23 protein-coding genes are annotated in these 25881 nt (G+C 60.6%); 12 read left to right on the top strand and 11 right to left on the bottom strand.

What is annotated here, in order from left to right; translation table 11 throughout:
• Position 1: 1 nt before the first annotated feature.
• The 5 genes from JAO29_RS05095 to JAO29_RS05075 all read right to left on the bottom strand — a co-directional run bounded on the left by JAO29_RS05095 (position 2) and on the right by JAO29_RS05075 (position 4770).
• Entirely contained in the window at positions 2 to 1624 is a 1623-nt protein-coding gene (locus tag JAO29_RS05095; protein WP_334267104.1) for a hypothetical protein, read from the bottom strand.
• Between the two features lie 74 nt (positions 1625 to 1698).
• The gene (locus JAO29_RS05090; RefSeq protein ID WP_334267103.1) at positions 1699 to 2121 is read right to left on the bottom strand and encodes a GNAT family N-acetyltransferase; all 423 of its coding nucleotides are present in this window, start codon (positions 2119 to 2121) and stop codon (positions 1699 to 1701) included.
• A 5-nt stretch (positions 2122 to 2126) separates the two neighbouring features.
• Positions 2127 to 2660, bottom strand: coding sequence for a YfiT family bacillithiol transferase (locus tag JAO29_RS05085; protein ID WP_334267102.1), 534 nt, complete (start codon positions 2658 to 2660; stop codon positions 2127 to 2129).
• Between the two features lie 233 nt (positions 2661 to 2893).
• Positions 2894 to 3328: a fosfomycin resistance glutathione transferase gene (locus JAO29_RS05080; protein ID WP_334267101.1), complete on the bottom strand. Its 435-nt coding sequence runs from the start codon at positions 3326 to 3328 to the stop codon at positions 2894 to 2896.
• 53 nt (positions 3329 to 3381) lie between these two features.
• A complete protein-coding gene (locus JAO29_RS05075) occupies positions 3382 to 4770 on the bottom strand; it encodes a sensor histidine kinase (protein WP_334267100.1) in 1389 nt (462 codons plus the stop codon).
• A 410-nt stretch (positions 4771 to 5180) separates the two neighbouring features.
• On the opposite strand from JAO29_RS05075, the gene tldD reads away from it, so the two are divergent.
• Positions 5181 to 6638: a metalloprotease TldD gene (gene tldD, locus JAO29_RS05070; RefSeq protein ID WP_334267099.1), complete on the top strand. Its 1458-nt coding sequence runs from the start codon at positions 5181 to 5183 to the stop codon at positions 6636 to 6638.
• Between the two features lie 20 nt (positions 6639 to 6658).
• Here the strand turns inward: tldD and JAO29_RS05065 are convergent, their stop codons facing one another.
• The 3 genes from JAO29_RS05065 to JAO29_RS05055 all read right to left on the bottom strand — a co-directional run bounded on the left by JAO29_RS05065 (position 6659) and on the right by JAO29_RS05055 (position 10826).
• The gene (locus tag JAO29_RS05065; protein WP_334267098.1) at positions 6659 to 7666 is read right to left on the bottom strand and encodes a potassium channel family protein; all 1008 of its coding nucleotides are present in this window, start codon (positions 7664 to 7666) and stop codon (positions 6659 to 6661) included.
• Between the two features lie 653 nt (positions 7667 to 8319).
• Positions 8320 to 9540: a PQQ-dependent sugar dehydrogenase gene (locus tag JAO29_RS05060; RefSeq protein WP_334267097.1), complete on the bottom strand. Its 1221-nt coding sequence runs from the start codon at positions 9538 to 9540 to the stop codon at positions 8320 to 8322.
• Between the two features lie 242 nt (positions 9541 to 9782).
• Positions 9783 to 10826: a ThuA domain-containing protein gene (locus JAO29_RS05055; protein WP_334267096.1), complete on the bottom strand. Its 1044-nt coding sequence runs from the start codon at positions 10824 to 10826 to the stop codon at positions 9783 to 9785.
• 121 nt (positions 10827 to 10947) lie between these two features.
• Here JAO29_RS05055 and JAO29_RS05050 point away from each other — a divergent pair, with 121 nt between their 5' ends.
• From JAO29_RS05050 to JAO29_RS05040, 3 genes are all read left to right on the top strand, one after another.
• Positions 10948 to 11502: a hypothetical protein gene (locus tag JAO29_RS05050; protein WP_334267095.1), complete on the top strand. Its 555-nt coding sequence runs from the start codon at positions 10948 to 10950 to the stop codon at positions 11500 to 11502.
• A 328-nt stretch (positions 11503 to 11830) separates the two neighbouring features.
• Complete coding sequence (locus JAO29_RS05045) at positions 11831 to 13099, top strand: MFS transporter (protein WP_334267094.1); 1269 nt, start codon at positions 11831 to 11833, stop codon at positions 13097 to 13099.
• Positions 13100 to 13142: 43 nt separating this feature from the next.
• Positions 13143 to 14633 carry a hypothetical protein gene (locus JAO29_RS05040; protein ID WP_334267093.1) on the top strand — a complete coding sequence of 497 codons (1491 nt, stop codon included), beginning with the start codon at positions 13143 to 13145 and terminating at the stop codon, positions 14631 to 14633.
• Between the two features lie 199 nt (positions 14634 to 14832).
• Here the strand turns inward: JAO29_RS05040 and JAO29_RS05035 are convergent, their stop codons facing one another.
• The gene (locus JAO29_RS05035; RefSeq protein WP_334267092.1) at positions 14833 to 15252 is read right to left on the bottom strand and encodes an ester cyclase; all 420 of its coding nucleotides are present in this window, start codon (positions 15250 to 15252) and stop codon (positions 14833 to 14835) included.
• Positions 15253 to 15588: 336 nt separating this feature from the next.
• On the opposite strand from JAO29_RS05035, the gene JAO29_RS05030 reads away from it, so the two are divergent.
• The 5 genes from JAO29_RS05030 (at position 15589) to JAO29_RS05010 (ending at position 21010) form a co-directional block, all read left to right on the top strand.
• On the top strand, positions 15589 to 16977 hold the full coding sequence (locus JAO29_RS05030) for a TldD/PmbA family protein (RefSeq protein ID WP_334267091.1): 1389 nt from the start codon (positions 15589 to 15591) through the stop codon (positions 16975 to 16977).
• Between the two features lie 17 nt (positions 16978 to 16994).
• Positions 16995 to 18383: an excinuclease ABC subunit C gene (locus JAO29_RS05025; RefSeq protein WP_334267090.1), complete on the top strand. Its 1389-nt coding sequence runs from the start codon at positions 16995 to 16997 to the stop codon at positions 18381 to 18383.
• 83 nt (positions 18384 to 18466) lie between these two features.
• A complete protein-coding gene (gene rpe, locus JAO29_RS05020; RefSeq protein ID WP_334267089.1) occupies positions 18467 to 19153 on the top strand; it encodes a ribulose-phosphate 3-epimerase in 687 nt (228 codons plus the stop codon).
• A gap of 55 nt (positions 19154 to 19208) precedes the next feature.
• Complete coding sequence (locus JAO29_RS05015) at positions 19209 to 20474, top strand: outer membrane protein assembly factor BamD (RefSeq protein WP_334267088.1); 1266 nt, start codon at positions 19209 to 19211, stop codon at positions 20472 to 20474.
• Positions 20475 to 20644: 170 nt separating this feature from the next.
• A complete protein-coding gene (locus JAO29_RS05010; protein ID WP_334267087.1) occupies positions 20645 to 21010 on the top strand; it encodes a hypothetical protein in 366 nt (121 codons plus the stop codon).
• Positions 21011 to 21097: 87 nt separating this feature from the next.
• On the opposite strand, the gene JAO29_RS05005 is transcribed toward JAO29_RS05010, so the two are convergent.
• Positions 21098 to 21634 (bottom strand): hypothetical protein, encoded by a 537-nt coding sequence (locus JAO29_RS05005; RefSeq protein ID WP_334267086.1) that lies wholly within the window; start codon positions 21632 to 21634, stop codon positions 21098 to 21100.
• 104 nt (positions 21635 to 21738) lie between these two features.
• On the opposite strand from JAO29_RS05005, the gene JAO29_RS05000 reads away from it, so the two are divergent.
• Together JAO29_RS05000 and JAO29_RS04995 are read left to right on the top strand one after the other, a co-directional pair.
• A complete protein-coding gene (locus JAO29_RS05000) occupies positions 21739 to 22446 on the top strand; it encodes a class I tRNA ligase family protein (protein WP_334267085.1) in 708 nt (235 codons plus the stop codon).
• The gene (locus tag JAO29_RS04995) at positions 22431 to 24515 is read left to right on the top strand and encodes a valine--tRNA ligase (protein WP_334267084.1); all 2085 of its coding nucleotides are present in this window, start codon (positions 22431 to 22433) and stop codon (positions 24513 to 24515) included. The genes JAO29_RS05000 and JAO29_RS04995 overlap by 16 nt, the downstream gene beginning before the upstream one ends.
• Here JAO29_RS04995 and JAO29_RS04990 read toward each other — a convergent pair.
• Positions 24505 to 24930, bottom strand: coding sequence for a hypothetical protein (locus JAO29_RS04990; protein ID WP_334267083.1), 426 nt, complete (start codon positions 24928 to 24930; stop codon positions 24505 to 24507). The genes JAO29_RS04995 and JAO29_RS04990 overlap by 11 nt on opposite strands.
• Before the next feature lie 65 nt (positions 24931 to 24995).
• Here JAO29_RS04990 and nadC point away from each other — a divergent pair, with 65 nt between their 5' ends.
• Positions 24996 to 25880, top strand: a complete 885-nt coding sequence (gene nadC / locus JAO29_RS04985) for a carboxylating nicotinate-nucleotide diphosphorylase (RefSeq protein WP_334267082.1) — start codon at positions 24996 to 24998, stop codon at positions 25878 to 25880.
• Position 25881 lies beyond the last annotated feature (1 nt).

Here is a 25881-nt window from a genome sequence, read left to right as displayed (position 1 = left end):
CTTACTCGACGGTAGCTGCGAAGCTCGACGGACGATCCGTGCTGCGCTTGCGCCAGACCGTCTTCAACTTCCGGCGCCAGCGTTCGTCCAGACCGACCAGCTCCCAATCGACATCAGGGGAAAGATACCGCAGAACGACTTCGGTCGCAGGGTGCACCCTTAGCGCCGGGGCCACCAGATAGAGCCTGGGCGACCGTCGCGAGAGAACGACATCACTAAAGTAGCCCGCCCGTTGCAGCCCTCCCGTTCCATAGCCATTCCCTGAGCCATTGTCGTCATGGAGATGATGCCAGCGTACCCGGATCCAATAGTCGAGTCCCTGCAACGCCAGATGGAGATCCTCCTCCGCCTTCAACTCGATGACGGCGAGCCGGCCATCGCGAAGAACACCCAGCAGATCCAGCATTCCACGATCTCCGCCGACAAAGGCAGGCACCTGCGTGTAGACATGTCGCGGATCGAGATGCGCATCCAGAGGCTCGAGATCCTGCCGGAGAACACTCTCCAGCCAGCGCTCGGGCTGCATCCGATACAGCGGATCCCGCTTGTCGCCACCTGCGTGCCTTCGCTCAAACAGACGCTCCACCAGCTCACGCAGCTCCTGCTCCGTATCGCTGGTAAGAGCCGTCTCGTTTGCCCCAGCCCCAAAGGTGATCTCTTCCTGCACGTTGAAGGAGTTGCCCGCATAGCCGGCGCGAATTCGCGCAAACTCCAACCCATGCAGCAGAAAAATCATCCCCGCACTACTCGTAACGATTGCCTCAACTTTTGCCCTTGCGGACTCCGGGATCATGGACATGACGCGCATCTCCGCCGCTGCAAAGCGCTCCCGTACCGCAGCCCGATCCGGAGCATGAATCAGGCGGGTGGTGATATTGCCCGTGTCCGCAGGCTCTCGCTGCTCGAGATCCTCGGTCTGAGGATTCAGCTCCCACAGCTCCCACTGTGCCGCGCGATGGTTCAGCCAGCCCATGCGCGTCGCCGTCAGCGTTCCCATGCCTTGTGGCACGATCAGCTTCAGCCCTTGCCAGACGCGGCGTCCATCCCCCGTGGTTCGGCAACACTCCAGCCAGAGGATGCCGATCGTCAGGATTCCATCGACGGTAGCCTGCGCCTCTTCCGGATTGACCGCCACGACGGCCCACGCCTGCTGTCCCTGCACCATCGAGCCCCGCGCGTACGCTGGTCCGAAGCTCTTCTCCAGGTCCATCGCCGTCCGCAGGCCTTCCACCTTCCACTGCGGAAAAGCACGCAGGAGCACCCGCTCCACCACGCGCAGATACTTCGTCCGCGTAGCCTCACGAGTGGATGGCGTTCTTCTGTCCCGATCGGCAGCAAGCTCCAGAACCTGCGGCCTTGTCTGTCCGAAACGGAGCACAAAGACCCGCAGCATGGCGCCGCGAGACTCAACAGACACCACCCGGCGGATGAGATTTATCTCTTCGTTCCATAGATGGAACGTACAGCGACCGTGGTCGGCCGCGAGACGATACTTTCCCGAGCGCATATCGAAGAGGACGCGGCCCTCTTCCAATACCGCAGCATTCGGGTAACGAGAGAGAAACTCCTCGATGGCTGCAGCGATCGCCTCGGGCGGCTGCTCCTCCATCGGCTTGCGTGCCATGCCGGATAGACCGGCTCCTGCTCCACGAGTGAAAGGCATAGCCGAACGCTAACACACCTGCGTCCGCTCGCCTCTCAAAGCGGCATCTGGAAGTGGAAGTCCGTGATGCGAAGCCCCTGACGAAAGTAGAAGGCGTGAGCTTCGTTCCGGTGTGTTCCTGAATCCAGCGAAAACGTCTGGCAGCCCTCCTCACGAGCCCGCGCCACCAGCCATGAGATCATCTGGGCGCCGAATCCGTGCGAACGCATCGCCTCATCCGTGACGAGATCGTCCACGTAGAGTGTCTTTCCGCTCCAGAGAACACTCATCACGCGAAATCCTGCGACCGAAGCTACAGTTCCCTCGTGATCGAGAAACGCGAGACGATACCCCTCGCGTTGCTGCTGTTCAATTCGCTCTACAAACGTGTCTGCTGCAAGCATGGGCCGGAGCTGGTGCATGACTGGAAAACATCGCGCAATCTGCTCCCTGCTCTCCGCCAGATAAATACCAGCCATCTGACCTACCAGTTTTCGCTGACGCGCAGATGGGTGATGTGCGCGACATGGTGGCGGGAGTGCCACGCATACATCAGAGTCGCCACATCCAAAGGCGTCTCGCCATTCTCCGGGTGACGGTAACCCCGCTGCCACTGCTCTTCAGTAAACGACTGCAGCAGCATGACCCAGCGGGCATGGAGACTTTCAATCAGTTCGAGCGACCACTCCACAGGAGCGGCAGAGTCGTGCAGCGTGGCCCAGGCCTGCTCGTTATAAGGCTTGATTGTCGGCCAGTCCTCCGTAAGCGCCAGGCGCATACGGATGAAGGCATTCATGTGGCTGTCCGCAATGTGATGTACCAGCTGGCGTACTGTCCAGCCGCCTTCACGATACGGTGTGCTCAGTTGCCCCGAACCCAGCCCTTCGACCGCATTCCGCAGCTGTTCCGGCAACTCCGCCAGCGTGGCGATGGCGTTTTGCCTTTCTTCAGAAGAAATTGTCTCTGGACGTTCGAATCGTCCGATAGGGTAGCGCGGATCTGTCAGCGTAACACTCATCCGTGTATCTCCTTTCTTCTCTCTTTCAAGAAAGCTAGCATACGTCGGTTATGGAATCGCGAGAAAAGACGAACCCCTGTGCAGGATTCTTTCCACAGTGCGATCCTCCGGGCCTGCTGCTGTCTGCGGGGAGTGACTCGCATTTTCTGCTCTCAATGCTCGAATAAGCACTCAGTCAATCACAAGGACGATCATCGCAACAGACAATCATCGCGACCCAGAGGCAAGACATCTCACTCCGCCGCACCATCCCGCGCGGTATCAAAGATGACCAGCTCTCTCGGTGGATTCTTGCGCAGCTCTCGCATCCGCTCCTCGAGATTCGAGGTGTGGATCTCCAGCTTGTGTCCGTTCGGATCGAGGAAGTAATACGAGCTCCCCGGGCTTCGGTTTTCCTGCCAGCATTCGGCACCCGATGCACGAAGCCGCTCCACCGCTGCGGAGAATTCAGCCTCTCTCATCGTGAAGGCTACATGCGTGTACTCCGGCAGACTTCCGCTCCGTGTCCTGTCATCCAGCGACAGGCAGATCCAGTCCGATCCCGCTTCGAGATAAGCGCCCTTGTACCACCTGGCCACAGGCCGCATACCCAGCACATCCGCGTAGAACGCGAACGATGCCTCAAGATCTCTTACCGCAAAGGTGATGTGATTCACTCCACCGACCATGTCCAGTGTCTCTCCTGCGCAACAACGGACCGTCCGTGCGCCGCATCACGCTCTCAGGTTGCACTCGGCAGCGAAACCCGGAACACCGTTCTGCCGGGACGCGATTCGAAATCGATTGCGCCGTCATTGTGGCGCACCAGCCGCAATGCGATATCCAGTCCCAGTCCAGTCCCCTGCCCCATCGGCTTCGTCGTGAAGAATGGATCGAAGATGCTCGACTGAATCTCGGCGGGAATCCCCGCGCCGTTATCGATGATGCGCACCACAACCCGCTCGCCATCGCGGGCCGCCTGCACGCCTACGCAACCTCCGTCCGGGGCCGCATCCAGCGCATTGTCCAGCAGGTTCCCCCATATCTGGTTCAGCTCGGCAGCGTATCCCATCACTCGCGGCAGACCCTCTTCCACGTCCAGCGTCACCTTCACCGACTTATCCCGCGTCTTCGCATGCAACACTGTCACCGCATTGCGCAGACCGACGGTCAGGTCGAGGCTCTCCGCGACCATCGCCTGGTCCATGTGCGTAAAGCCCTTCACCGCCACGATGAGGCTCGAGATGCGCATCGATGCACCACGAATCTCCGATGCGAGCCCTCGCACCGCACACCCGCTCGCCGCCCATCGCAATACGGTGTTCAGCGTCGGCCCCTGCACCATCGCGGCGACTGCATTCAACTGCTCCAGCGTTACCTCCGTGTCGGCAATCATGGGAGCATCCCGCGTGTCCAGACCACGCGCCGCCAGCCAATCCGCAATCGTATCCTCGCGATCGACCTGTTCGATCGCAGAACGCGAAGATGCCTTCTTGGCCAGGCACCGTTCACGCAGCGATTCGATCGCCGTCAGCTGAGCCTCCGACAATCGCGCCATCCCCAGCGCCAGTGTCGCGTCCTCCGATTCCTCCAGCCGGTCCGTCAATACACTCACGCTGCGTTCAATCGCGGAAGCCGGATTGTTCAACTCGTGGGCCAGACCCGCAGACAGCTTGCCCAGCGAGATCATCTTCTCGTTCTGCAGCTCTGTCGACGTAAACAACCTCGCCCTGTCCACCAGCCGATGCACCAGCAGCGACGTCAGCTCGAAGCACTCATGTGCCATCACCCGCATCTCGTCTCGATGCAGCGCCAGCACCTCCGTAGGCTCCAGCGCCATCGAGTATCCCGGCGCCACGCTGATCCGCGAGTAGGGCAGCAGCCCTCCAACATCACCCGCATGCCACTCCACCAACTTGTTTGGGCCGGTTCCGCGATCGACGAACAACGCCATCCGACCTGACAGAATCAGATACATCCACTCGACCGGCTGGCCCTTGCGCGACAGTATCTCGCCCACAGCGAGCCTCCGCAGCACCCCGCGTTCCGCCAGCCAGGCCAGCTCCTCACGCGGAGCCGCACCTACTGCCTTATGCTCCACCAGTCGTTCGATCAGATCCGTTGCTGCCACTTGCTCGCAACTCCTCAGAATCAAGCATGCTTCTTCGAGACAAGGTACCAGATCGAGTTGACAGCAAACGATCCCGGAGAACAGGTTGAGCCACGTAGAAGGCGATCTCAGCGTCGATGTAGCTGGACCACCTCGATTCCGATAAGGTCGCGCATATCAGGCACAACTTCTCGCCTGCACCCCGGCTATAACGCCTGGTCCAAGCAACTTCGGAGAAGTAGAAGATATCGCCGGAGTCATAGCCCGTGTAACCCGGATACGGCACTGTTCAGCGTGGGAGAAATTCAACTGCAACTGGCTTTGGAGCCACCATCGGGTGACCAGAAGGCCTGCCCAGAACGCCTTTGATTTCAGGCGCCCATCCACCGCGATTGCGGCGCTGCTCTCGGAAGCCTATCATAGGTCGATACATGACGACTCCGACCCCCGATCACAAGCGCTACTTTACCGATAAGCTCGGCCTCTCCGAGCGGCTTATGGAACGCTGCCTCGCCGAGGCTCTTTCCGCCGGGGGCGAGTACGCCGACCTCTACTTTGAGTCCGTAACCTCGACCTCCCTCGGCATCGACGAATCCCTGGTCAAGTCCGCCTCGCAGGGAGTCTCCCTCGGCTGCGGCGTCCGCGTCCTCTCCGGCGAGCGCACCGGCTACGCCTACACCGACGACCTCTCCTCCGAGGCGCTTCTCAAGGCAGCCCGCACCGCGGCCCTCATCGCCTCCGGCCCGGCCAAGGAGCTCATGCAGGGCTTCCGCCACACCTCCGGCGACTCCCTCTATCCAATTACCGGCGCTACCGCCGATGCCGAGATCGCTCAAAAGCTCTCTCTTATCCAGCGTGCCGATGCCGCCGCACGCGCCTACGATCCACGTATCACCCAGGTCCGCGCCAGCTTCTCCGACGAGCTCCGCCGCATCCTCGTCGCCGCCTCCGACGGCACCTACGCCTCCGATACCCAGCCGCTGTCGCGCCTCAACGTCTTCGTCATCGCCAAGGACGCCGCAGGAAACGACGGGGCCGGCTCGACCGCCCGCGGCTCTTCCGGAGGCGGCGGCCGCATCACCATGGACTTCTTCGAAGGCGACAAGTCCCCCGAGCACTTCGCTCGCGAGGCCGCCCGTACTGCCATTCTGCAGCTCGGAGCCGTCGATGCTCCCGCAGGCGAGATGGAGGTCGTTCTCGGCCCCGGCTGGCCCGGCGTCCTGCTCCATGAAGCCGTAGGCCACGGCCTCGAGGCCGACTTCAACCGCAAGAAGACCTCCGCCTTCGCCGGTCTGATCGGCCAGCAGGTAGCATCCAGCAAGGTCACGGTCGTCGACAACGGCCGCATGCCCAACCGGCGCGGCTCCATCAACGTAGACGACGAGGGCAACCCGACCCAGGAGAACGTTCTTATCGAGAACGGAATCCTCAAGGGCTATCTCTCCGACAAGCTCTCCTCGCGCCTGATGGGAACCCCCAACACCGGCTCCGGCCGCCGCGAGAGCTACCACCACATCCCCATGCCGCGCATGACCAACACCTACATGCTCAACGGCGACGACATGCCTGAGGACATCATCAAGTCGGTCAAGCGCGGTCTCTACGCCGTCAACTTCGGCGGAGGCCAGGTCGACATCACCAACGGCAAGTTCGTCTTCTCAGCCTCCGAGGCCTACCTGATCGAAGACGGCAAGGTCACCCGCCCGGTCAAAGGCGCTACCCTGATCGGCAACGGCCCCGAGGCCCTGAAGTACGTCTCGATGGTCGGCAACGACCTCGCTCTCGACGAAGGCATCGGAACCTGCGGCAAATCCGGCCAGTCCGTCCCCGTCGGCGTAGGCATGCCCACCATCAAGCTCGACAAGATGACCGTCGGCGGAACGTCTTAGCCCGGAAAGGCCTTGCAGCGTTATTGATTGGTCAGGATCTGTTCCAGCTCTTTGAGGCTCGACCGCTTCCCCATCACGATGAGGAAATCTCCGGCGGAGATCTCAACGTCAGGTGATGGATTGAAGATCGTCTCTCCGCGTTGCTGACGAATGGCCAGCACGATAGCCCCGGACCGCTGCAACCTCAACAGCTCTCCCAGTGTCCGTCTTCGCAGCTCCCCCTTCGAGGAGACACAGACCTCCTCCATCGTTATCTCCTGTCCCAGGTTGCTTCTGGCAAAATCCAAAAACTCCACTACGTGAGGCCGCAGCAAAGTGTCGGCGAGCTGACGTCCTGCCATCGTGTAAGGAGTGAGAACCGTGTCTGCTCCGGCGCGACGCAACTTCTCTCCGGCCTCTTCCTCCGTCACCCGCGTAACCACCGTCAACTTGGGATTAAGAGCCTTGGCCGAAAGAATAATGAAGAGATTCTCCGCATCGGAAGCCAAAGCAGCGATCAACCCCTTCGCTCTCAACACACCCGCCCGGCGAAGGCTGTCGTCCTGCGTAGCATCCGCAATGATCGCAAGCATTCCCGCATTCGTTGCCCTCGCAGCACGTTGCTCATCGCGATCGATCACCAGAAAAGGAGCTTTTGTCCGTTCGAATTCAGCACAGGCATTTCGGCCTACGCGGCCAAAACCGCAGACGATGAAGTGGTCGTGCAGATTCTCGATCATGCGTCTTTTCCTGCGCTTGCCATAGCTATCCTGCAACTCGAGTTCAATAATAGTTTGGGTCATCGCGCCGACTGCCAGAAACATGGCGGTCACACCGAACAAAATCAGGAAGGAATTGAAGACCCGGCCGGCATGGCTGAGGGCACGGATCTCCTGGTAGCCGACGGTTGTGATCGTCGTGAGCGTCATGTAGAAGGCATCGAACCAAGAAAATCCTTCGATCAGTCGAAAGCCGGCCGTGCCCAGCGCCAAGGTGAAACCCAGCACTCCAGTGATCAAGGTGAAGCGGCGAATCAGACGGTCAGCCATTTGGTGCGATCCTCGTAGTGATGTTCAGCCCATTGCTGATTCCTGTCTACGTTTCGGCAGAGCCTTCTATGCCAGGTGTAGTGAACCGCTATCCGCAGCCTTGGCCGGGTGCCGGGTGGCCCATTCGCACCAGGGCGTCAGTGAGATTAATTGCTCAAGAGCGCATCCGTGCGAGTGAACAACCGCCGCCGAGAGCTCTGCGCGTCGATCTGACTTGCAGGAGGGACCTAACTTGTATGAGGCGACCTAACTTGTATGAAGCCATCTAACTTGTAGGAGGCGATCATAACTTGTATGAAGCGATCTGCCTTGTATGAGGACGCAGGCCCGCCGGGGTGCCCATTCATGCAAGCTTAATCGCATGAGTGGGAACAATCGCGCACGAAAGTGCGATCCGCCTCGTTTAGGGCACAGCTTCAGCTGTGCCGAAAAGCTCGCCGCGAAGCGGCTACCGCTCTGCCGAAGGCCGGAGCAGAGTCCCAAGGACGTCGCGACCCGATCTCCTTCACTGCTAACGCACCCTCAATACGCGCAAAAATCCACTGCCGCGCATTTACGCGACAAGGGAAAAAATGGCTCAGGCCACCATCCCTGGATGGTGAACCTAAGCCGTCGATCATCCTGCGCCTGAAACAATCAGGACAGACTTAGCATTACTTCGGCGTCACACGAAAGACCCCGCCCGTCCGGGAATCCTCAAGCAGCCACAGTGCACCATCGGGAGCAACCTCGACGTCGCGGATTCGGTGACCCACGTCCCACCGCTCGGCGGGTTTGGCGCCGCCCGTGCCGTCGAAGGTAATACGGTCCAGGGTCCGCGTCGCCAGACCTCCCATCAGGGCCGAGCCCTTCCATTGCGGGAACATCGCACCGTTGTAGAAGATCAGGTTGCCCGGCGCGACGATCGGCGTCCAGTAGATCACCGGCTTGGTCAGGTCAGGCCGCGTATCCGGACTCGGGATCGGCACGCCATCGTAGTTGGTCGCATAGGAGACCAGCGGCCAGCCGTAGTTTTTGCCCGGCTCAATCAGGTTCAGCTCATCGCCGCCGCGCGGACCATGCTCCACCTCCCACAACCGGCCGTCCGGCGCAAAGGCCAGCCCATAGGGCGTGCGGTGCCCGGTGCTCCATGTCTCCGCCGGAGTCAGGTTCGGCCCCGGGAAGGTATACGTCCTCAGCACAGGAGCCGTCTTCGCCGCTTCGGTATTCGCCGGAGGATCGATCACCGGAACGCTCGCCGCCCCGGTCTTTCCCGCCATCGGATTACCCTTTGCAGGCTTGCCGTCCAGCGTCAGGTGCAGGATCTTGCCCAGCGGCTGGTTCGGATCCTGCGCAGGCGTCATGCGCTGTCGATCGCCAACCGAAAGAAACAGCGAGCGACCATCCGGGGCAAAGGCCACCTGCGCACCGAACTGTCCCCCATCACCCCTCTCGCCATCGCGCCAGATCACCTTCAGATCCTCAAGGCTCGCCGAACTCTGGCCGAGTGCCAGCTTCGCCTTTGCAAGCGCCAGGCTCGAGCCGCCTTCCCCCGGCTCTGAATAGGTCAGGTAGACGCTGTGATCCTTCGCATAGTGCGGCGAGAGAAACACCCCCAGCATGCCGCCCTGTCCCCGATACAACACGGCCGGAACGTTCGCGACGGGAGTCTGCGCCCCCTGCTGCGTGACCAGAACCATTCCCCCGACCTTCTCGGTAATCAGCATCCGCCCGTCCGGCAGAAAGGCGATCCGCCACGGCAGACGAAGAGTCGTTACCTGGACCATGTTGAAGGGCACGCTGGCCTCAGGCTTCTGGTCGCCTGCATTGATCTGCGCCTCCGCCCCTGTTGTCGCCAGAGCCAGAAATAGCCCCGCGATCACTATCTGTTTCATCTCGTTTTCCTCTGTCTATCGATTGGTCTGGCGTTGGCGAACTTCTACACTACGTCTTCTCTTCGTCGTATCTGTATGTGTTCATCACTTAGATGACTTCAGGACGAGATGCCTGATCTTCGCACTCTCCCACACCACCCGAAGAGAGATGCAGCGCCGATGAACCGGGAAGCACCGTATCCACGATAACGTGGTCCCGGTGCTCCCCGTACTCTCGGTGCAGGTCAACCCAGCAAGACGCGCTACTTCTCGCTCGGGCTGTCGTTCGCGGGCAGATCTCCCAACGCATACTGAATCCCAGCCAGCACGTGCTCCATGATGGGAGTCATCGCGTAGATGTGCTCGCTGTGGCCAAGCGCCTCATAAAAGACACGGCCCTTGCCCTCATGGCGAATCCAGCTGAGGCCATAGTCGCCGTCCGTGCGCTTCGTCGCCGCCGGTTCCTTCGCCTTGTCTGCATCGCTCATCTTGGCATAGTCAAGACTGGTAAGGACGTGCACCCGCTTGCGCGAGAACGAGTCCTGCGCAAACGTGTAGATCTCGTCATGGATGGTGAACTCGCCATGGAACATCTGCGTCAGCGGACTCTTCGGATCATCGATCTTCACCGTGATCTGCTGCGGAAAGAGCCAGTGAAATTTGAAGTAGCCGCCGATCATCACGTCGAAGTCCGGCCAGGTTCCCGTCGGAGATGGTCCCTGCGTATGGTAGCTGTCGCCCGCAGCATGAATACCTGCCAGCCCCTTGCCTCCACGCACAAAATCCAGCAGCGCCTTCTTCCGTGCCTCGGTCGCAGCCGGATCCTTCGGATCATCCAGAAAGCCCAGCGTCGTGCTGTCCAGGAAGATCGCATCGTATCCGGCAAGATTCTCTGCCGTGATCTGTGCCGGGTCATAGGTGATGGTGGTGGACCATGCGCCTGTCTTCTCCCCCATCGCCTTCACCGTCTCCGCGGCCAGCGGAATGGACGAGTGAACGAACCCTGCCGCATGCGCCAGCACCAGCACCTTGCGAGGCTTCTTCGGCTTTGCATAGGCCTTCGACGGCAGATTGTCCAGCATCGCAACGTAGTCCTCAAGCTGCGGCTTCTGGATCTGCACCCCATTCTCGATGCTCTGTTTCCGTGGAGGGCTGGGGAGGGTCTGCTCCTTGAGCTCCATCGTAGACAACGTGTTTCCACTCTGTGCCGATGCCGAAAGGCAGCAGCACAGTGCAAGGACGGCGGCGGGGACCGATCGAACCATCTCTCCCTTGCGGAAGAATGGGGATCGCAACAGTTGCTTCATAATCCTCCTGAAAAATCCACCCAAGGATATATCCCCGTGGCTGCTTCCGGAATGACAATGAGGTTGGCGTGCCTTGTTCCCGGTCCAAAATCTGCCCTTTCACTCGTGATAATGCTGGTGAATGCACATCGCAGGCTCGTGGATCTTGCTCGGCTTTATCCTCCTGATGGCGGCGACAGCACTCCTGCTGCTGCATCTCACAAAGGTCGGCGTCATCCTCCACCAGAGAATCCCCGACCGCCCTCACCGCCGCCTCCTCCTCGCCTCGATCTCCTTCTTCATCACCTTCCTTGCGGCTCGGCTGCTGGTAGCCTCGATCACCCATCACATCGGGCCATTCGGCTACGTCGTCGTTGGCGGAAGACATATCCACCACCTGGTCTGGGGGATTCTCCTCCTTCTGCTGAGCGGTTACGGAACGCTCGCCGAAGCCGGAACCGGAGATACGCCGCAATCGATCTTCTTCAGTCGCCTGCTCTCCATCGCCTACGGATCCGGCGCAGCTCTTACCCTCGATGAGTTCGCACTCTGGCTCAACCTCGACCCTGCAGCCTACTGGTCCAGCCAGGGACGAGAGAGTATCGACGCCATCATCCTGTTCGGTGCGCTCCTGGCAATCGGTACATGGGGCGTCCCTCTGCTGCGCCGAACCTCGGAACGCCTCTCGCATCCGTAGAAGACCAAATCACAGCGGGTGCCCTATCTTCGCGACAGCCTCATCGTTGCTAAGGTGAGACATTCGCGCAACGCGCGAACCCTCTTCGCCACAGGCGCAGCTCTTAGGCGGCGTACACTTGCTCTTCAAATGTCAGTGAAAAGATTTCAATGCCGCCAGGAACTCAAAAAAAACACGCAGCGACCCGGTCCGAAGATTCCTTCGGTCACAAATTACCCCGTAGCCAGGGGAACAAATGCGACTTCGTCATCGTGCCGCCATCCCATCCCTGTACGATGAATTATCTATAGCTCCTAACCTGCCGCTCCCGGAAGAACTGTAAGCACGAATGTCTCGCAGCCCAAACTTTTTCGCTCGCACCTTCCGAGCCTTCCACTATCGGGACTTTCGCATGATGTGGATCGGGGCCTGCGTCTCGACGATCGGCACCTTCGTCCAGCAGTTCGCCCAGAGCTGGCTCGTCTATGACCTGACGAAAGATGCCTTCTATCTCGGCCTCGACCTCTTTCTCGGTCAGCTCCCCATCATGATGTTCTCCCTCTTCGGAGGCGTCTTCGCCGACCGCATGGATCGGCGCAAGATGCTGCTTGCCTCCCAGTACATCCAGATGGTCTGCGCCTTCCTTCTCGCGGCTTTGTTTGCCACGCATGTCATCCAGGTGTGGCACATCCTCGCGCTGTCCTTCTTTGTCGGCCTCGGCCAGTCCTTCGGCGGCCCCGCCTACTCCGCGCTCCTGCCATCGCTCGTAGATCCTGAAGACCTCTCCAACGCCATCGCGATGAACTCCATCCAGTTCAACCTGGCGCGCATCGTCGGCCCCACCATCGGCGGAATCGCTTACACCACGCTCGGCGCAACCTGGTGCTTCACCCTCAACGGCATCTCGTACGTCGCCGTCATCATCTCGCTCTTCATGATCCAGGTGAAGTTTGTCCCGGCAAAGTCGACCGTCTCCGTACTAAGCAGCATGAAGGAAGGCATTCGCTTTATACGATGTCGTGACGGCATGAGTGCCCTCGTCATCCTTGCCTTCTGCACCACACTCTTCGGCTTCTCTCTCAACAGCTTCCTTCCCGTCTTCGTTCGCACCGTCTTCCACAAGGGTCCAGAGACCTACACCATCCTGCTCGTCTGCTCCGGCGCCGGATCGATCGCTGGCGCGCTCTCCGTAGCCGCCGTCGAGCGCATGAAGGGGCAAGGCCGGCTTACTCTTCTTATCCTCGTCCTTCTGGGCATCATCATCGCGGGCTTTGCCATGTCGCGCTGGCTGCCTCTCTCCTGCGTCCTCATGTTCCTGGCTGGAACCGCCATCATGGCGTCCGCCTCGTTCATGGTCTCGCTCGCCCAGCTCCTCACCACCGACGCCATGCGCGGACGCGTCATGAGCGTCTACAACCTCGCCTTTCGCAGCGGAATTCCCCTCGGTGCTCTCGTGCTCGGCAAGCTGATCCCCATGTACGGAGTCACAAAAGCGCTCTCGGGAGCCGGGCTGGCGCTATCCGCCATCTCGCTCTACTTCCTCCTGACTAACCGCGAATCCACCTTCCGTCCCGCCACCCGCCAGCCATCTGCCTCGCCACACAGTACCGCCATGTAAAATCTTCCTGCCACCGGAACCCGGCATCGCATCGAGGCGATAGATGTCCTATCTGCGGCAAATACCGCTGGCACTCCTGCTTCTCACGCCCTGTTACGCCGCCCAGGAAGCACACAACCACCCCGCCCCGGAAAAGCTCGGAGACGTCTCGTTTCCCGTCTCCTGCAAACCCGTCGTTCAGCCGCAGTTCAACCGCGCCGTCGCTCTGCTTCACTCCTTCGCCTACGCTGAAGCCCAGGCCGCATTTCAGGACGTGGCAGTGCGCGATCCCTCCTGCGCCATGGCTCACTGGGGAATCGCCGCAACCTACTTTCATCAGCTGTGGGAGCCGGCCATCCCACCCGCAACTCTCGCCTCAGCGCAAAAAGAGATTCAAGAGGCCCAACAGCACAAACCAGCCTCTATGCGCGAGCAAGGCTTCATCGCTGCCCTCGCCCTGGTGTATCAGCCCGCCGCGCAGATCCCTTATCGGACACGAGCGCTCAACTACCAGCACGCGATGAGCCAGGTCGCCTCCAGTAACCCCGCCGACGTCGAGGCTCAGGTCTTCTACGCCCTTGCGCTCCTTGCCTCAGCCTCTCCCCGCGACAAAACTCATGCCAACCAGAAAGAAGCCGCGGCGTTGCTGGAACCCATCGCCCGCGCCTACCCCCATCACCCCGGCATCCCGCATTACCTCGTCCACGCCTACGACAATGCAGAACTCGCACCACGCGGTCTTCCGGCAGCAAAGGCCTACGCGCAAATCGCTCCCTCCGCACCGCACGCCCTCCATATGCCCTCGCACATCTTCACGCGGCTCGGCCTGTGGGACGACTCCATCACCTCCAACCTGGCCTCAAAGCAAGCGGCACACCAGCAGGGTGATCTCGGCGAAGAGCTGCACGCCATGGATTACCTCGTCTACGCCTATCTGCAGACCGGCCGGGACAGCCAGGCGGCCAAGATCATCGAACAGGTAAAAACACTATCCAGCCTTAAAACCGCCGACTTCAAAATCGGCTACGCCTCTACCGTCATGCCGATTCGCGTCATCGTGGAGCGGAATCGATGGTCCGAAGCTGCGGCCATCGTTCCCCCAACCTCTGCCCCGCCGCACGTCGTCGCCATGGCGGTCTGGGCTCGTGGCCTCGGCCTCGCCCGCTCCGGCAGCCCATCGCAGGCCGCCGAGGAGATCCTGCGATTGCAGCAGCTCGAACAGCAACTCCTCACCTCGGGCGATGACTACTGGGCGGCACAGGTCAATATCCTCAGGCGCGAGATCGCCGCCTGGTCAGCCGAGGCCAGCCATCAACCCGAGGCAGCAATAGCCCTGATGCGCTCCTGTGCCGACGATGAAGATGCCATCGAAAAACTTCCCGTAACCCCCGGCCCCATCCTCCCCGCCCGGGAGCAGCTCGGTTCCCTGCTCCTCGAGCAGAACCAGCCCGCCATGGCGCTCAAGGAATTTCAGATCGCCCTCGCCAACTCCCCCAACCGCTACGGCGCAGTGCACGGAGCCGAGCGAGCCGCCCAGCTCTCCAGCAGTAAATGACGAGTCGTTCTGCTCCGGCATCGACCGGCCTTCTTCACAACAGTCCCTGAAACACGAACGATTGGACCTCAATTAGAACGTGTCATCCTGAGCGCAGCCTCTCGCAGTTCATCGCGAGCGGCGTAGTCGAAGGATCTGCGGTTACTCCGCAGGTCTCAAGTCCGTCGAAAACCGCAATCGCATCCGAGCGTGTACGGCGCTAACCCGGCGGGATCACTCCAAGCTGCTGCATCATTCCCATCGTATCCATCAGGATGCGGCTGTCCTTCATCTGTCCATTCACAACCCTGTCGAACACCGTACCCTTCACACTCACACGCTTGCCCGTAGCCGGAATCCCCATAAACTCCCCTTTGTGGGTTCCCGTCCAGGTAAATCGGCTTGCGACCTTTTCGCCTTCGCAGATGTGCTCTTCAATCGTCCAGCGAATATCCGGAAACGCCGCCCGAAACACCCCGATGACCTCCTTCAGTCCCTCGCGCCCTTGCCTCTGCCCTGGAAGAGGATCAAGCTCCACAAAATCCTCCGCGACAATCTCGTCCATCACCCCGAAGCTTCCTTGATTGATCGCCTCTTCCACAAAGCGCGCGATCACTTCCTTGCTGCCTGCGCCATCCATACCAGCACCTCCTTCTGAAATAACGTGCCGCCCCACGCTATCGGGGCACTCCCGGCCTGTCAAGTTCCCAAACGGTTCAAACTGCTGGAAACAAGCCATTTACGTGCTGCCGATGAGTTGCATCTACGTGCGTATCATTGAGTTAGGAGATCAGCAGGACCAGGCAAGCACACACAATGGAAAGATGTGGCTGCTAACCCTCGTGCTTTGAAGAATTTACCGGTAAGTTGCCTAAATGGAATATTTTACGATTTTGGTCCACCTTCAAGTCCAATGGAATGAAGATTTTGCGCAAATAAGCGGGGGAGTCCCCACCACAGGTATCCTTAGAGCAATATGTCGATCCAGACGCCCACCAGCCCCAAGACCGATCTCCGCCAGCTTGCCCATGACGTCCTCAACCGCGCCCTCAAAGCCGGAGCCACCGATGCCGAGGCGGTCGTCTATGAAGGCGACGAGTTCTCCGCCCGTGTGCGACTCGGTCAGGTCGAGACTCTCAAGGAGTCCGGCTCGCGAGCCGTGGGCCTGCGCGTCTTCCTCGGCCAGAAGGTAGCCAGCACCTCGTCTTCAGACTTCTCGGAAGAGGCAGTCAGGCACCTGGTCGACGGCGCGATCGCCCTCGCGAGCGTAACCAGTGAAGACCCCTTTGCCGGTTTGCCCGCCGCCGAGGAGTTCGGCCAGCTCGAAGGTGACCTGAAGCTCTACTTCGACGACGTCAACCAGATCCCGCCCGCCGATCGCATCGAGACCGCCCGCCGCGCCGAGGCTGCCGCGATGGCCTTCGATACTCGCATCCAGAACTCCGGCGGGGCCGACTTCGACACCGGAACCTCGCACAAGATACTCACCAACTCCCGCGGCTTCACCGGCGAGTATCGTCGCAGCTACTGCGGCTTCTCCGTCTCGCCCATAGCGATCGACGAGAAGGGAGGAATGCAGCGCAACTACTGGTACTCGAGCTCGAGGACGGCCTCCCGGCTCGAGTCACCGGAGGAGATCGGCCGCATCGCCGCCGAGCGCACCCTGCGCCGCCTCGGAGCCCGCCGTGTCCCAACCCAGAAGGCCCCGGTAGTCTTCTCGCCTGAGATCTCGCGCTCCATCATCGGCAACATCTTCGACGCCGCGAACGGCGACGCCATCTACCGTCACGCAACCTTCTTCGCCGACATGCTCGGCAAGCAGGTCGCGGGCGAGAACATCACCGTCATCGACGACGGCACCTTGATGCTCGACGGCGTGGGCGGCTTCGGAACCTCTCCCTTCGACGGAGAAGGCCTGCCCTCGCGGCGAACGGTGCTGGTGCAGAACGGCGTGCTTGAAAACTACGTCAACAACACCTACACGGCGCGCAAGCTGAACATGCGCTCGACCGGAAACGCCTCCCGCGGACTCGCGGGGAATCCCGGCATCGGCTCCGGAAACTTCTATCTTGAGCCCGGAACGCAGAGCCCAGACGAGATCATCGGCGGCATCAAGAACGGCCTCTACGTCACCGAGACGATGGGCTTCGGGGTCAACCTCGTCACCGGCGACTACTCGCAGGGCGCAGCCGGAATGTGGATCGAGAACGGCGAGCTGGCCTATCCGGTCGAAGAGATCACCATCGCCGGAAACCTGAAGGACATGTATCACAACATCGTCGCCATCGGTAACGACCTCGTCTTCCGCAGCTCGGCGGCGGCGCCAACAATTCAGATCGAAGGCATGACGATCGCCGGAGCCTGAAGAATAGAATTTCAGAGGTGGCGGCGACCTTCCAGTTCGAAACGAGCGTCGGCTTCTCACCGGAGAGAGCCGACGAGACTCTGCGCTCCGTTCCAGCGCTGCCTGGGGTCTTCGCACTCTACGGGAAGCAGGATGGCGCTCAGCCGTACCTGACGCGGGCGGCCGACCTGCGCCGGCGCATGCGACGCCTGCTTGATCCGCCGGAACTGCAGTCCAAGCGCCTCAACCTGCGTGACCGAGTCGCCCGTATCGAGTACACGGTGACAGGCTCGGAGTTCGAGTCGACCCTCACTCTCTATCACGCGACCGCAACGATCTTCGGCGATGCAGAAGCTCGGCGCCGGCTCCGGCTGCACACACCGGCGTTTCTGCGATTCACTGTCGAGAACGAGTTTCCCCGCGTCTATGTCACCAATCGGCTCTCAAAGCGGGGTGTGGCGCAGATGTATGGGCCGTTTCCATCGCGGGCGGCAGCAGAGCGATACTGCGATGCCGTGCTCGACCTCTTCAAGCTGCGGCGCTGCCATGAGGATCTGCATCCTTATCCCGAACATCCCGGATGCGTCTACGGCGAGATGAAGAAGTGTACCGAGCCCTGCAAGCAGGCCTGCACGCCTGAGCAGTACGCAGCCGAGGCCGAGGCCGTGAAGGCATTTTTGGAAACGCGTGGCGAGAGCATGCTGGCGAGCATCGCTCTGGAGCGGGAGCGAGCCTCAGAGGAGATGGAGTTCGAGCGCGCCGCTCAGCTTCATGAGCAACACCAGAAGGTAAAGGCGGCCTCCGCACTGGCAGAGGAGATCGTGGGGCCGATCCCCAGGCTTCGCGCGATCATCGTCCAGAAAGCAGCGCCTTCGGAGGAACGGGAGGATGAAGCGGCACTTTTCCTGCTCTCCTCAGGGTGTCTCGTCGGGCCGGAGCGCCTGTCCACACTGGGAGTACGAGCGGTCAAAGAGCAGACGAGCGTGGGCAGTTCGCTCTTCGCGCAGCCGTTGATGTTGGCCGCGATTCCTATTGAGAGCGAAGCGACGGAGCCCTCCGCGAAGGCTGTCTCCTCTCCGGAGGAGCGCGCGCACGCCGCGATCGCGCGTCTTGAGGAGCGTGGCGGTTCCAGCAACGACCTGGCACGGCTAAGCGATCATCTGTCGCTGCTTCGGCGCTGGTACTACCGTCCGGAGAAGCAGCGCGTGGGGGAGGTCTTCCTTCCCAACGCTGACGGCAGCTGGCCGGTCCGCAGGATTTTCCGCGGTGCGGCTCGGGAGGTTCTGGGAGATCCGACCCCAATTCCCGATGTGCAGCGGGATACTGCAAAGAAGGTTTCAAAGGAGACGCGGACGCGCGTGCTGCACAAAGGACGTCCTGACGTGGAACGCGTGGTTCCCATCGTGGACCGGAAGGCCGGTGAGTAAGTCAGACCGGCGAGTAAGTCTTCATCTTTCGTCTGGCGGGCACGCCGGACCACGCTGATAAACTCACAGCAGGAGCGCACCCTTTGATTGAACTGGCATTTTCGATACTGGCATCCGACTTCGCGCATCTCGCCGAGGAAGTAAAGGCAGCGGAGCGCGGCGGTGGAAGCATCGTGCATGTGGACGTGATGGACGGACACTTTGTTCCAAACATCACCTTCGGCCCTCCGATGGTTCAGGCGCTACGCCCCGTGACGAATCTTCCGCTGGACTGCCACCTCATGGTGGAGAACCCGGACCACTTTATCCCGGCGTTCGCCGAGGCAGGTGCGGACCTGCTGAGTGTTCATCAGGAGGTGTGCCGCCATCTGCACCGCACGCTGCAGCTGATTTCGGACCACGGCATGCTTCCGGGAGTAGTGATCAACCCGGCAACTCCGGTCGATACCCTCATCGAAGTGCTCCCCATGGTGCATTACGTCCTGGTGATGAGCGTGAACCCCGGGTTCGGTGGGCAGAAGTTCCTCCCGTTTGCTGTGGAAAAGATCGCGTACCTGGCTGAGCTGCGGAAGCAGATGGGACTGAATTTCCGTATCGAGGTCGATGGAGGGATTGCTCCCGATACTGTGGCCTCAGTCGTCCAAGCAGGAGCGGAGATGCTGGTCGCCGGATCGGCGGTCTTCAGCAAGGGGAAGACCGAGCAGAACGCGAAGAAACTATTGAAACTTGCCCGGGCTGCGGAACCAGACAAGGCCACCGGGAAGGACTAGAATAGAACCGAGCCTGAGCACCCCGGGTGCGAGGCGGATGTGAGGTTTACGGCTGATGAATCATCGTTTCTCTTTCTTTCCCAGCGTGCGGGCTGCGGTCCTGGCTGGCGCGACGGTCGCCATGATGGCTGCTCCTGCGCTGACGTACGCGCAATCCACCGGCGCTGCCCAGACGACGCCCGACACAACCGCACCAGCCCAGGACACAGCCGCGCCAGCCCAGACGGACGCGACGCTGCAGGCTTCGCCGGACGCCTCCGGGAAGAAAGACAAGAAGAACAAAGAGGACAAAGTCGTTCAGTCGAAAGACACGAAACGGCACATGAAGGACTCCAAGAAGACGGATGCGATGGCCGAAGCCGACGCAAAGCTTCCTGACCGCCAGCTCTACGACAAGGCGTTGATCGCCACCAAGAAGGGCCACTTCGACGTAGCCCGGCTGGACCTTCAGACCCTGCTGAACACCTATCCTGATTCCCAGTATCAGATGAAGGCAAAACTGGCGATCGCCGACAGCTGGTATCGCGAGGGCGGAACGGCGGCGCTGACCCAGGCGGAGCAGGAGTACAAGGACTTCATCACGTTCTTCCCCAACGCGCCGGAGGCCGCCGAGGCCCAGATGCGAGTGGGCGATATTTACTTCCGGCAGATGGATAAGCCGGATCGCGACTATTCCAAGGCGCTGCACGCGCAGGACGAGTACCGCCTGATGCTGCAGCAGTTCCCGGATTCGACGCTTGTTCCGGAGGCAAAGCAGCGTCTGCGCGAGGTGCAGGAGGTGCTGGCGACTCGCGAGGCGGAGATCGCCGCCTTCTATGGCACCCATGAGAACTGGCCGGCGACCATCGCCCGATACCAGACGGTGGCGGACACCTATCCCCAGTTCAGCCGCATGGACGATGTCCTGGTAGCGCTTGGCGATGCCTATGCGTCGGAGGCGAGGATTGTGCGTTCGCAGCCGCAGCTTCCGGAGGGCGCGAAGGCGCGACTGGTAAAGATCTATGACGACCGGGCGATCGCCGCGTACCGAAAGGTTGCGCTCGAGCACTCCGCATCACCCCACGTCGAGGACGCAAGAGACCGTCTGGCGGCGATGAACGTTCCTATCCCGACGCCCACTCCAGAGCAGGCCGCCGCAAGCGCCGCGCTCGAGAACAGCCGTGGACAGTACCATATTCAGGACCGTGCCAAGCTGATCATCCTGCGACGGCCGGATACAGTGCTCGCAGCTCACTCCGGTGAGCCGCCGCTGGTCGATCCCAAGGCGACACTGGCACCGGCGTCGTACGAGAGATACAGAAGGACTATGCTTCGGCTCTGAACCCGGCTTCGGGTGAGGGCGCTCCAACAGGCGGAACGCCGCCGGCAGATGCTTCTCCGGAGACCCCGGCGGCCGCAGCAGCTCCAGCCCCCGGTGGGCCGGCACAGCCTGCGGCTCCGTTGCAGCTTCAGGACATTCCGGCCTCGGGCGAAGGAGCCTCGGGAGCCACCATGACCAATGTTCCGGCGAACGAAGCGCAGCCCGCAACCGCAGCCCCGACCGGCGGTGCGAACTCCATGGGAGTTGAAGTGCTGACCCCGGGAGCGAATGGGCAGGCTGCACCGGCACAGAACAATCAGCCGAATGGCGGCTTGAAACCTGTGGGACCAACGAACACCGCAACTCCACCACCCATTGAGAAGCCAGAGACGGCACCGGACGCGATGAACGATGTCGACCCGAATGCTCAGCCGAAGGGCCAGGCAGTGCAGCCGGCCAATGGCAAGAAGGCTCCCAAACCAGCATTCAATGATGACGACGAGTCGTCGAGCACCCATAAAAAGAAGAAGGGCCTGAAGAAGATCAACCCCTTCTAAGAAAAAGCACCTTCGAAAGAAAGCCCCGGGAAAAGAGTCCCGGGGTTTTCTTTTGTGCATCGTCTCTATTCTGCGAGATTTCGATAGCTAGCGAGGAGGTGGGGGCGGAGGCTGAATGCCTCGTCCCTGGGGGTAGACCGGGAATTGATAGCGACTGCGGCGCACGAGGTGAACGATCAGCCAGATGATCCCGACGAGGATAAGCAGGGGTGCCAGAAGGATGAGGGTTCCGATAGGCTGCGGGATGACAGATTGAGAGCCGTGAATGGCAGCTCCGTCAGCCAGGTGGGCGTCTCCTCCAAGAATGGCAAGGTCGCCGTGGACGGCGGAGCCCTCTCCGAGATTGACATTGCCGAGCAGAACGGCCGTATCGCCGGAGATGGTATGACCTGGATCGACCGTGACCGAACCGAAGGCGACAGCGACATCCCCTGTTGCGTCGCCATGAAGGTGAACAGAGCAGAAGGCGCAGGCTACATCGCCGACCGTCTGTCCCTCGGCAACGGTGATGTCAGAACCGAAGCTGGCTCGATCGTTGCCATTGTGTCTCTTTGCGAAGGCTGAAGGCGGGAGTAAGAGGACAAGAGCGGCGGAGAGAACAATTCTGCCAGGCTGTCTGCGCATGAAAAAACCTCGTGGGTTAGTGTACGCCGGAGGGCTTCTCCGGAGTGGTTTGGCTTTCTGAGCAGGAAGAATGGCTTAGAGCGGATGCTAACCTTAAAGCACACATGAGCCACGAACTACCGAAAGCATACGATCCGTCCGTTATCGAAGAACGCTGGGCCAGATACTGGGTGGAAGAACATCTGTTCGATGTTGCCACCCCACAAGATACGGATGAGCAACGAAAGAAGTTCACCATGCTGCTGCCGCCCCCGAACGTGACGGGACGTCTGCATATGGGGCACATGCTGAACCAGACGGAGATGGACATTCTGACGCGGTGGCACAGGATGCGCGGCGAGACCGCGGTCTGGGTTCCCGGAACCGATCACGCTGGAATCGCCACTCAGATGATGGTGGAGCGGCAGCTGGCCAGCGAAGGCACCAGCCGATGCGTGCTTGGACGAGAGGCGTTCGTCAACCGGGTTTGGGATTGGAAAGAACTCTATGGCGGCGCCATCCTGGACCAGATGAAGCGCCTTGGCGCGAGCGTGGACTGGAGCCGCGAGTACTTCACCATGGACGAGCGGCTGAGCGTCGCCGTGAAAGAGTGCTTTGTGCGGCTGTGGGAGCAGGGGCTGATCTATCGCGGCGCCTACATCGTGAACTGGGATCCGGCGATCCAGACGGCGGTCAGTGACCTTGAGGTCGAACACGAAGAACGGCTGGGCAAGATCTACCACATTCGCTATCCGCTAGCGGATGGAAGTGGCTCCATCGTGGTCGCGACGACCGGCCGGAGACGATGCTGGGCGACGTGGCAGTTGCAGTAAATCCCACCGATGACCGCTACACGGCGCTTATCGGTAAGCTGGTCCGGCTGCCTTTGAGCGGAGTCGACGGAGGGCCGGAGCGCGAGATTCCTATTCTCGCCGACGACTGGGCCAAGCTGGAGTTCGGGACGGGCGCCGTCAAGGTAACCCCCGCCCACGATCCCAACGACTTCGCCATCGGGCAGCGGCATGGCCTGCCTAATCTTTCGATCCTCAACGAGACGGCGCACGTTGCGCTGCCGGGCTCTCCCTACGACGGGATGGATCGGTACGCCGCACGCGAAAAGATTGTGGACGACCTGCGGGAGAGCGGTCTGCTGGTCGAGATCAAGGACCATACCCTGTCGATCGGCCTGAGCCAGCGCACCGGGGTGGTGATTGAGCCGCGGCTATCGCAGCAGTGGTTTCTGAAGATTCAGCCGCTGGCCGACAAGGCGATTGAGGCGGTCGATAAGGGATACATCCGGTTTACTCCGGATCAGTATCGCAAGACCTATGACGAGTGGATGAAGAACATCCATGACTGGTGCATCTCGCGGCAGCTCTGGTGGGGACATCGGATTCCGGCGTGGCACTGCGGTAAGTGCGGGGAGATCCTGGTGGCTCGCGAGACACCGTCTGCGTGCAGCAAGTGTGGTTCGAGTGAACTGACACAGGAGACGGACGTTCTCGACACCTGGTTCTCGAGCGGCCTGCTTCCGTTTACTGTATTCGGCTGGCCGGGGAAAGACTCTCAGGGGCTGACCCCGGATCTGGCTGCCTTCTATCCGACGGAACTGCTGGTGACCGGCTTTGACATCCTGTTCTTTTGGGTGGCGAGGATGATCATGCTGGGATGCCACTTCATGCTGGATGTTCCGATGCCGGACGGATCGAAGCGAACTCTGAAAGATGCAGTGCCATTCCGTGAGGTCTACATTCACGCGCTGGTCCGCGACGCCGACCGCCAGAAGATGTCGAAGACGAAGGGCAATGTGATCGATCCCATCGAGATCGTGACGAAGTACGGCACCGACGCCGTTCGATTCACGCTGGCCAGCATGGCATCGCCCGGGACGGATATCGCCTTCAGTGAATCCCGAACCGAAGGCTACCGAGCCTTCGCCAACAAGATCTGGAATGCAGCGCGCTTCCTGTTTATGCAGGTGGATCGCGCCCGGCAGGCAGGGTACAAGATGTCCATGCTGGCCAGCGGAGCCGTGCCGGAGCTTCCGGCGGAGACGCCGCTTGAGACACGGTGGATCTTTGGCCGACTCCACGCCGTAAGTGGCGAGGTCGAGCGTTCGCTCGCGGATTACCGCTTCGATGAGGCTGCGGCTGCGATCTACCAGTTCTTCTGGGGAGAGTTCTGTGACTGGTACCTGGAACTGGTGAAGCTGCGGCTGGAGTTCGGCGAAGGGATCGAGAACAATGCCACCACGGCACTGACCCTGGCATCGCTGGTCGCGGTGTTCGAAGCGGCACTTCGCCTCCTGAGTCCGTTCATGCCCTTCCTGACCGAGGAGTTGTGGCATGCGCTGTACGAGGGCAACGCACCCGCAAAGTCGATCGCCCTCACGCGCTATCCCCTGCCCGGCGATTTCGCAGCCGATGATGCCTCCGTGGCGGCGATGACGAACATGCAGGAGCTCATCACGACCATCCGTGCCCTGCGCAAAGAGTTGGGAGTTCCCGAGAAAGAGGCCGCCCCCATCCGTCTGCATGCAGAGAATCGCGTACTGGCGCTGGCAGACGCAAACCGCGACATGCTGACGAAGATGGCGCGAGTCTCCGAACTGGAGTTTGCCACCGAGACGCTGTCGGGAAGCAATGCGCGGGCAACCGCTGCCTTCGACGTTGCGGTGATCTACGAACGGCAGATCGACGTTGCTGCCGAACGGGAGCGCTTGACCAAGGAGCTGAGCAAGCTTGAGAAAGGTTTGACGGCTGCCGAACGACAGCTCTCGAACGACACCTTCACGGCCAAGGCTCCGCCGCACATCGTCGAGGGGCTAAAGAAACAGGCCGCCGAGACGAAGATGCTCTATGAGAAGGCAAAGACGGCGCTCGAGGCCCTGCCTACGGCTTGAGCGGACTCTGCTTCTGAAGTGGGGGACGCGGTTGATCCTCCACCTTCGTCTGTTCGACGGCGATGGAGACGTTCTCGTGTTTGATGTCGAGTCGCAGGCGATTGAAGAAGCTCATATAGATGTTCGCCACCCATACCAGGGCGAACCACGCGATGAGGTATCCCCGCCATCCCGCATAGAGCAATTGAAATCGAGTGATGATCAGAAAAAGCGCTGCAACGTAGTGGCTGAAGCAGTATTCGCAGGTAAAGAGATAGAAGAACTTCCGGGGGAGCAAGGCGTGGCAGTTCTGGCTCCTGTCTTTGCACCACTCCCTTGGTTCGCGAAAGACCTCTTCGTGAGTAACCGTCCACGCGACGCAGGCGATGGGGAGTCCCAGAATAAACAGGTAGGCAAACTGTACAGAAAGTGGCATCGTCATCGTGGCTAACATCCAATGTGCTAGCAATGAGATGCATCTTAGAGGTTTAGGATTACAAAATGGACTGGAAGAGCAGGCGGATACGCACCATCCTCGAAGCAGCACTTGCCGAAGACAAGGTGAACCAGGATGTAACGACAGCCCTCACGATTGACCCCAAGTTGCGCGCTACCGGGACGATTCTGGCCAAGCAGGCCTGTGTCGTCTCCGGATTGGGTTCAATCCCCGTCATCCTGGAGATCTTTGGCAAAATGAGTGGCGGACCAACAGGACGCTTCGAGGTCGTAAGCCATTCGGAGATCTTTGACGGCGTACAGGTCAAGGCAGGACAGCCGCTGGCTGTCATCCGTCACAATGCGGCGGCGCTGCTCTCCACGGAGCGCGTCATCCTCAACCTGATGCAGCGCATGTGCGGCATCGCCACGCTGACCCGCGATTTTGTGAATGTGGTCTCCAAAACCAAAACCAAGGTGCTGGATACGAGAAAGACGATTCCAGGCCTGCGCGTCCTGGATAAATATGCTGTGAGCTGCGGAGGAGGGGTGAACCACCGGCTCGATCTGCAGGACGGAATCCTGATCAAGAACAATCACATCTCACTCGGGGGCGGCCTGCCAACCGTGCTGGAGAAGGCGCTGAAGGGGCACAAGCCCGGCCAGGTCGTGCAGGTTGAGGTCCGCAGCGATACGGAGCTGGAACAAGCTATCGCCGGCGGGGCACCTTCCATTCTGCTCGACAATATGACTCCGGCGCAGACGAAGAAGGCAGTGAAGAAGATTCGAGCTGCCCTTCCGGAGACGACGATCGAGTCCTCCGGCAATATGAATTTGAAGACGGTGCGGCAGTATGCGCTTGCGGGCGTCGACTTCGTCTCCGTGGGGGCACTGACTCATTCGGCAACCGCGGTTGATCTAAGTATGCGCATCACCGCGGACGTGTATTAGC

This window comes from Edaphobacter sp. HDX4 (assembly GCF_036877565.1).
Taxonomy (GTDB): domain Bacteria; phylum Acidobacteriota; class Terriglobia; order Terriglobales; family Acidobacteriaceae; genus Edaphobacter.
Note: the sequence above shows the minus strand (reverse complement) of the source record. Positions and strands in the feature narration are given on the sequence as shown.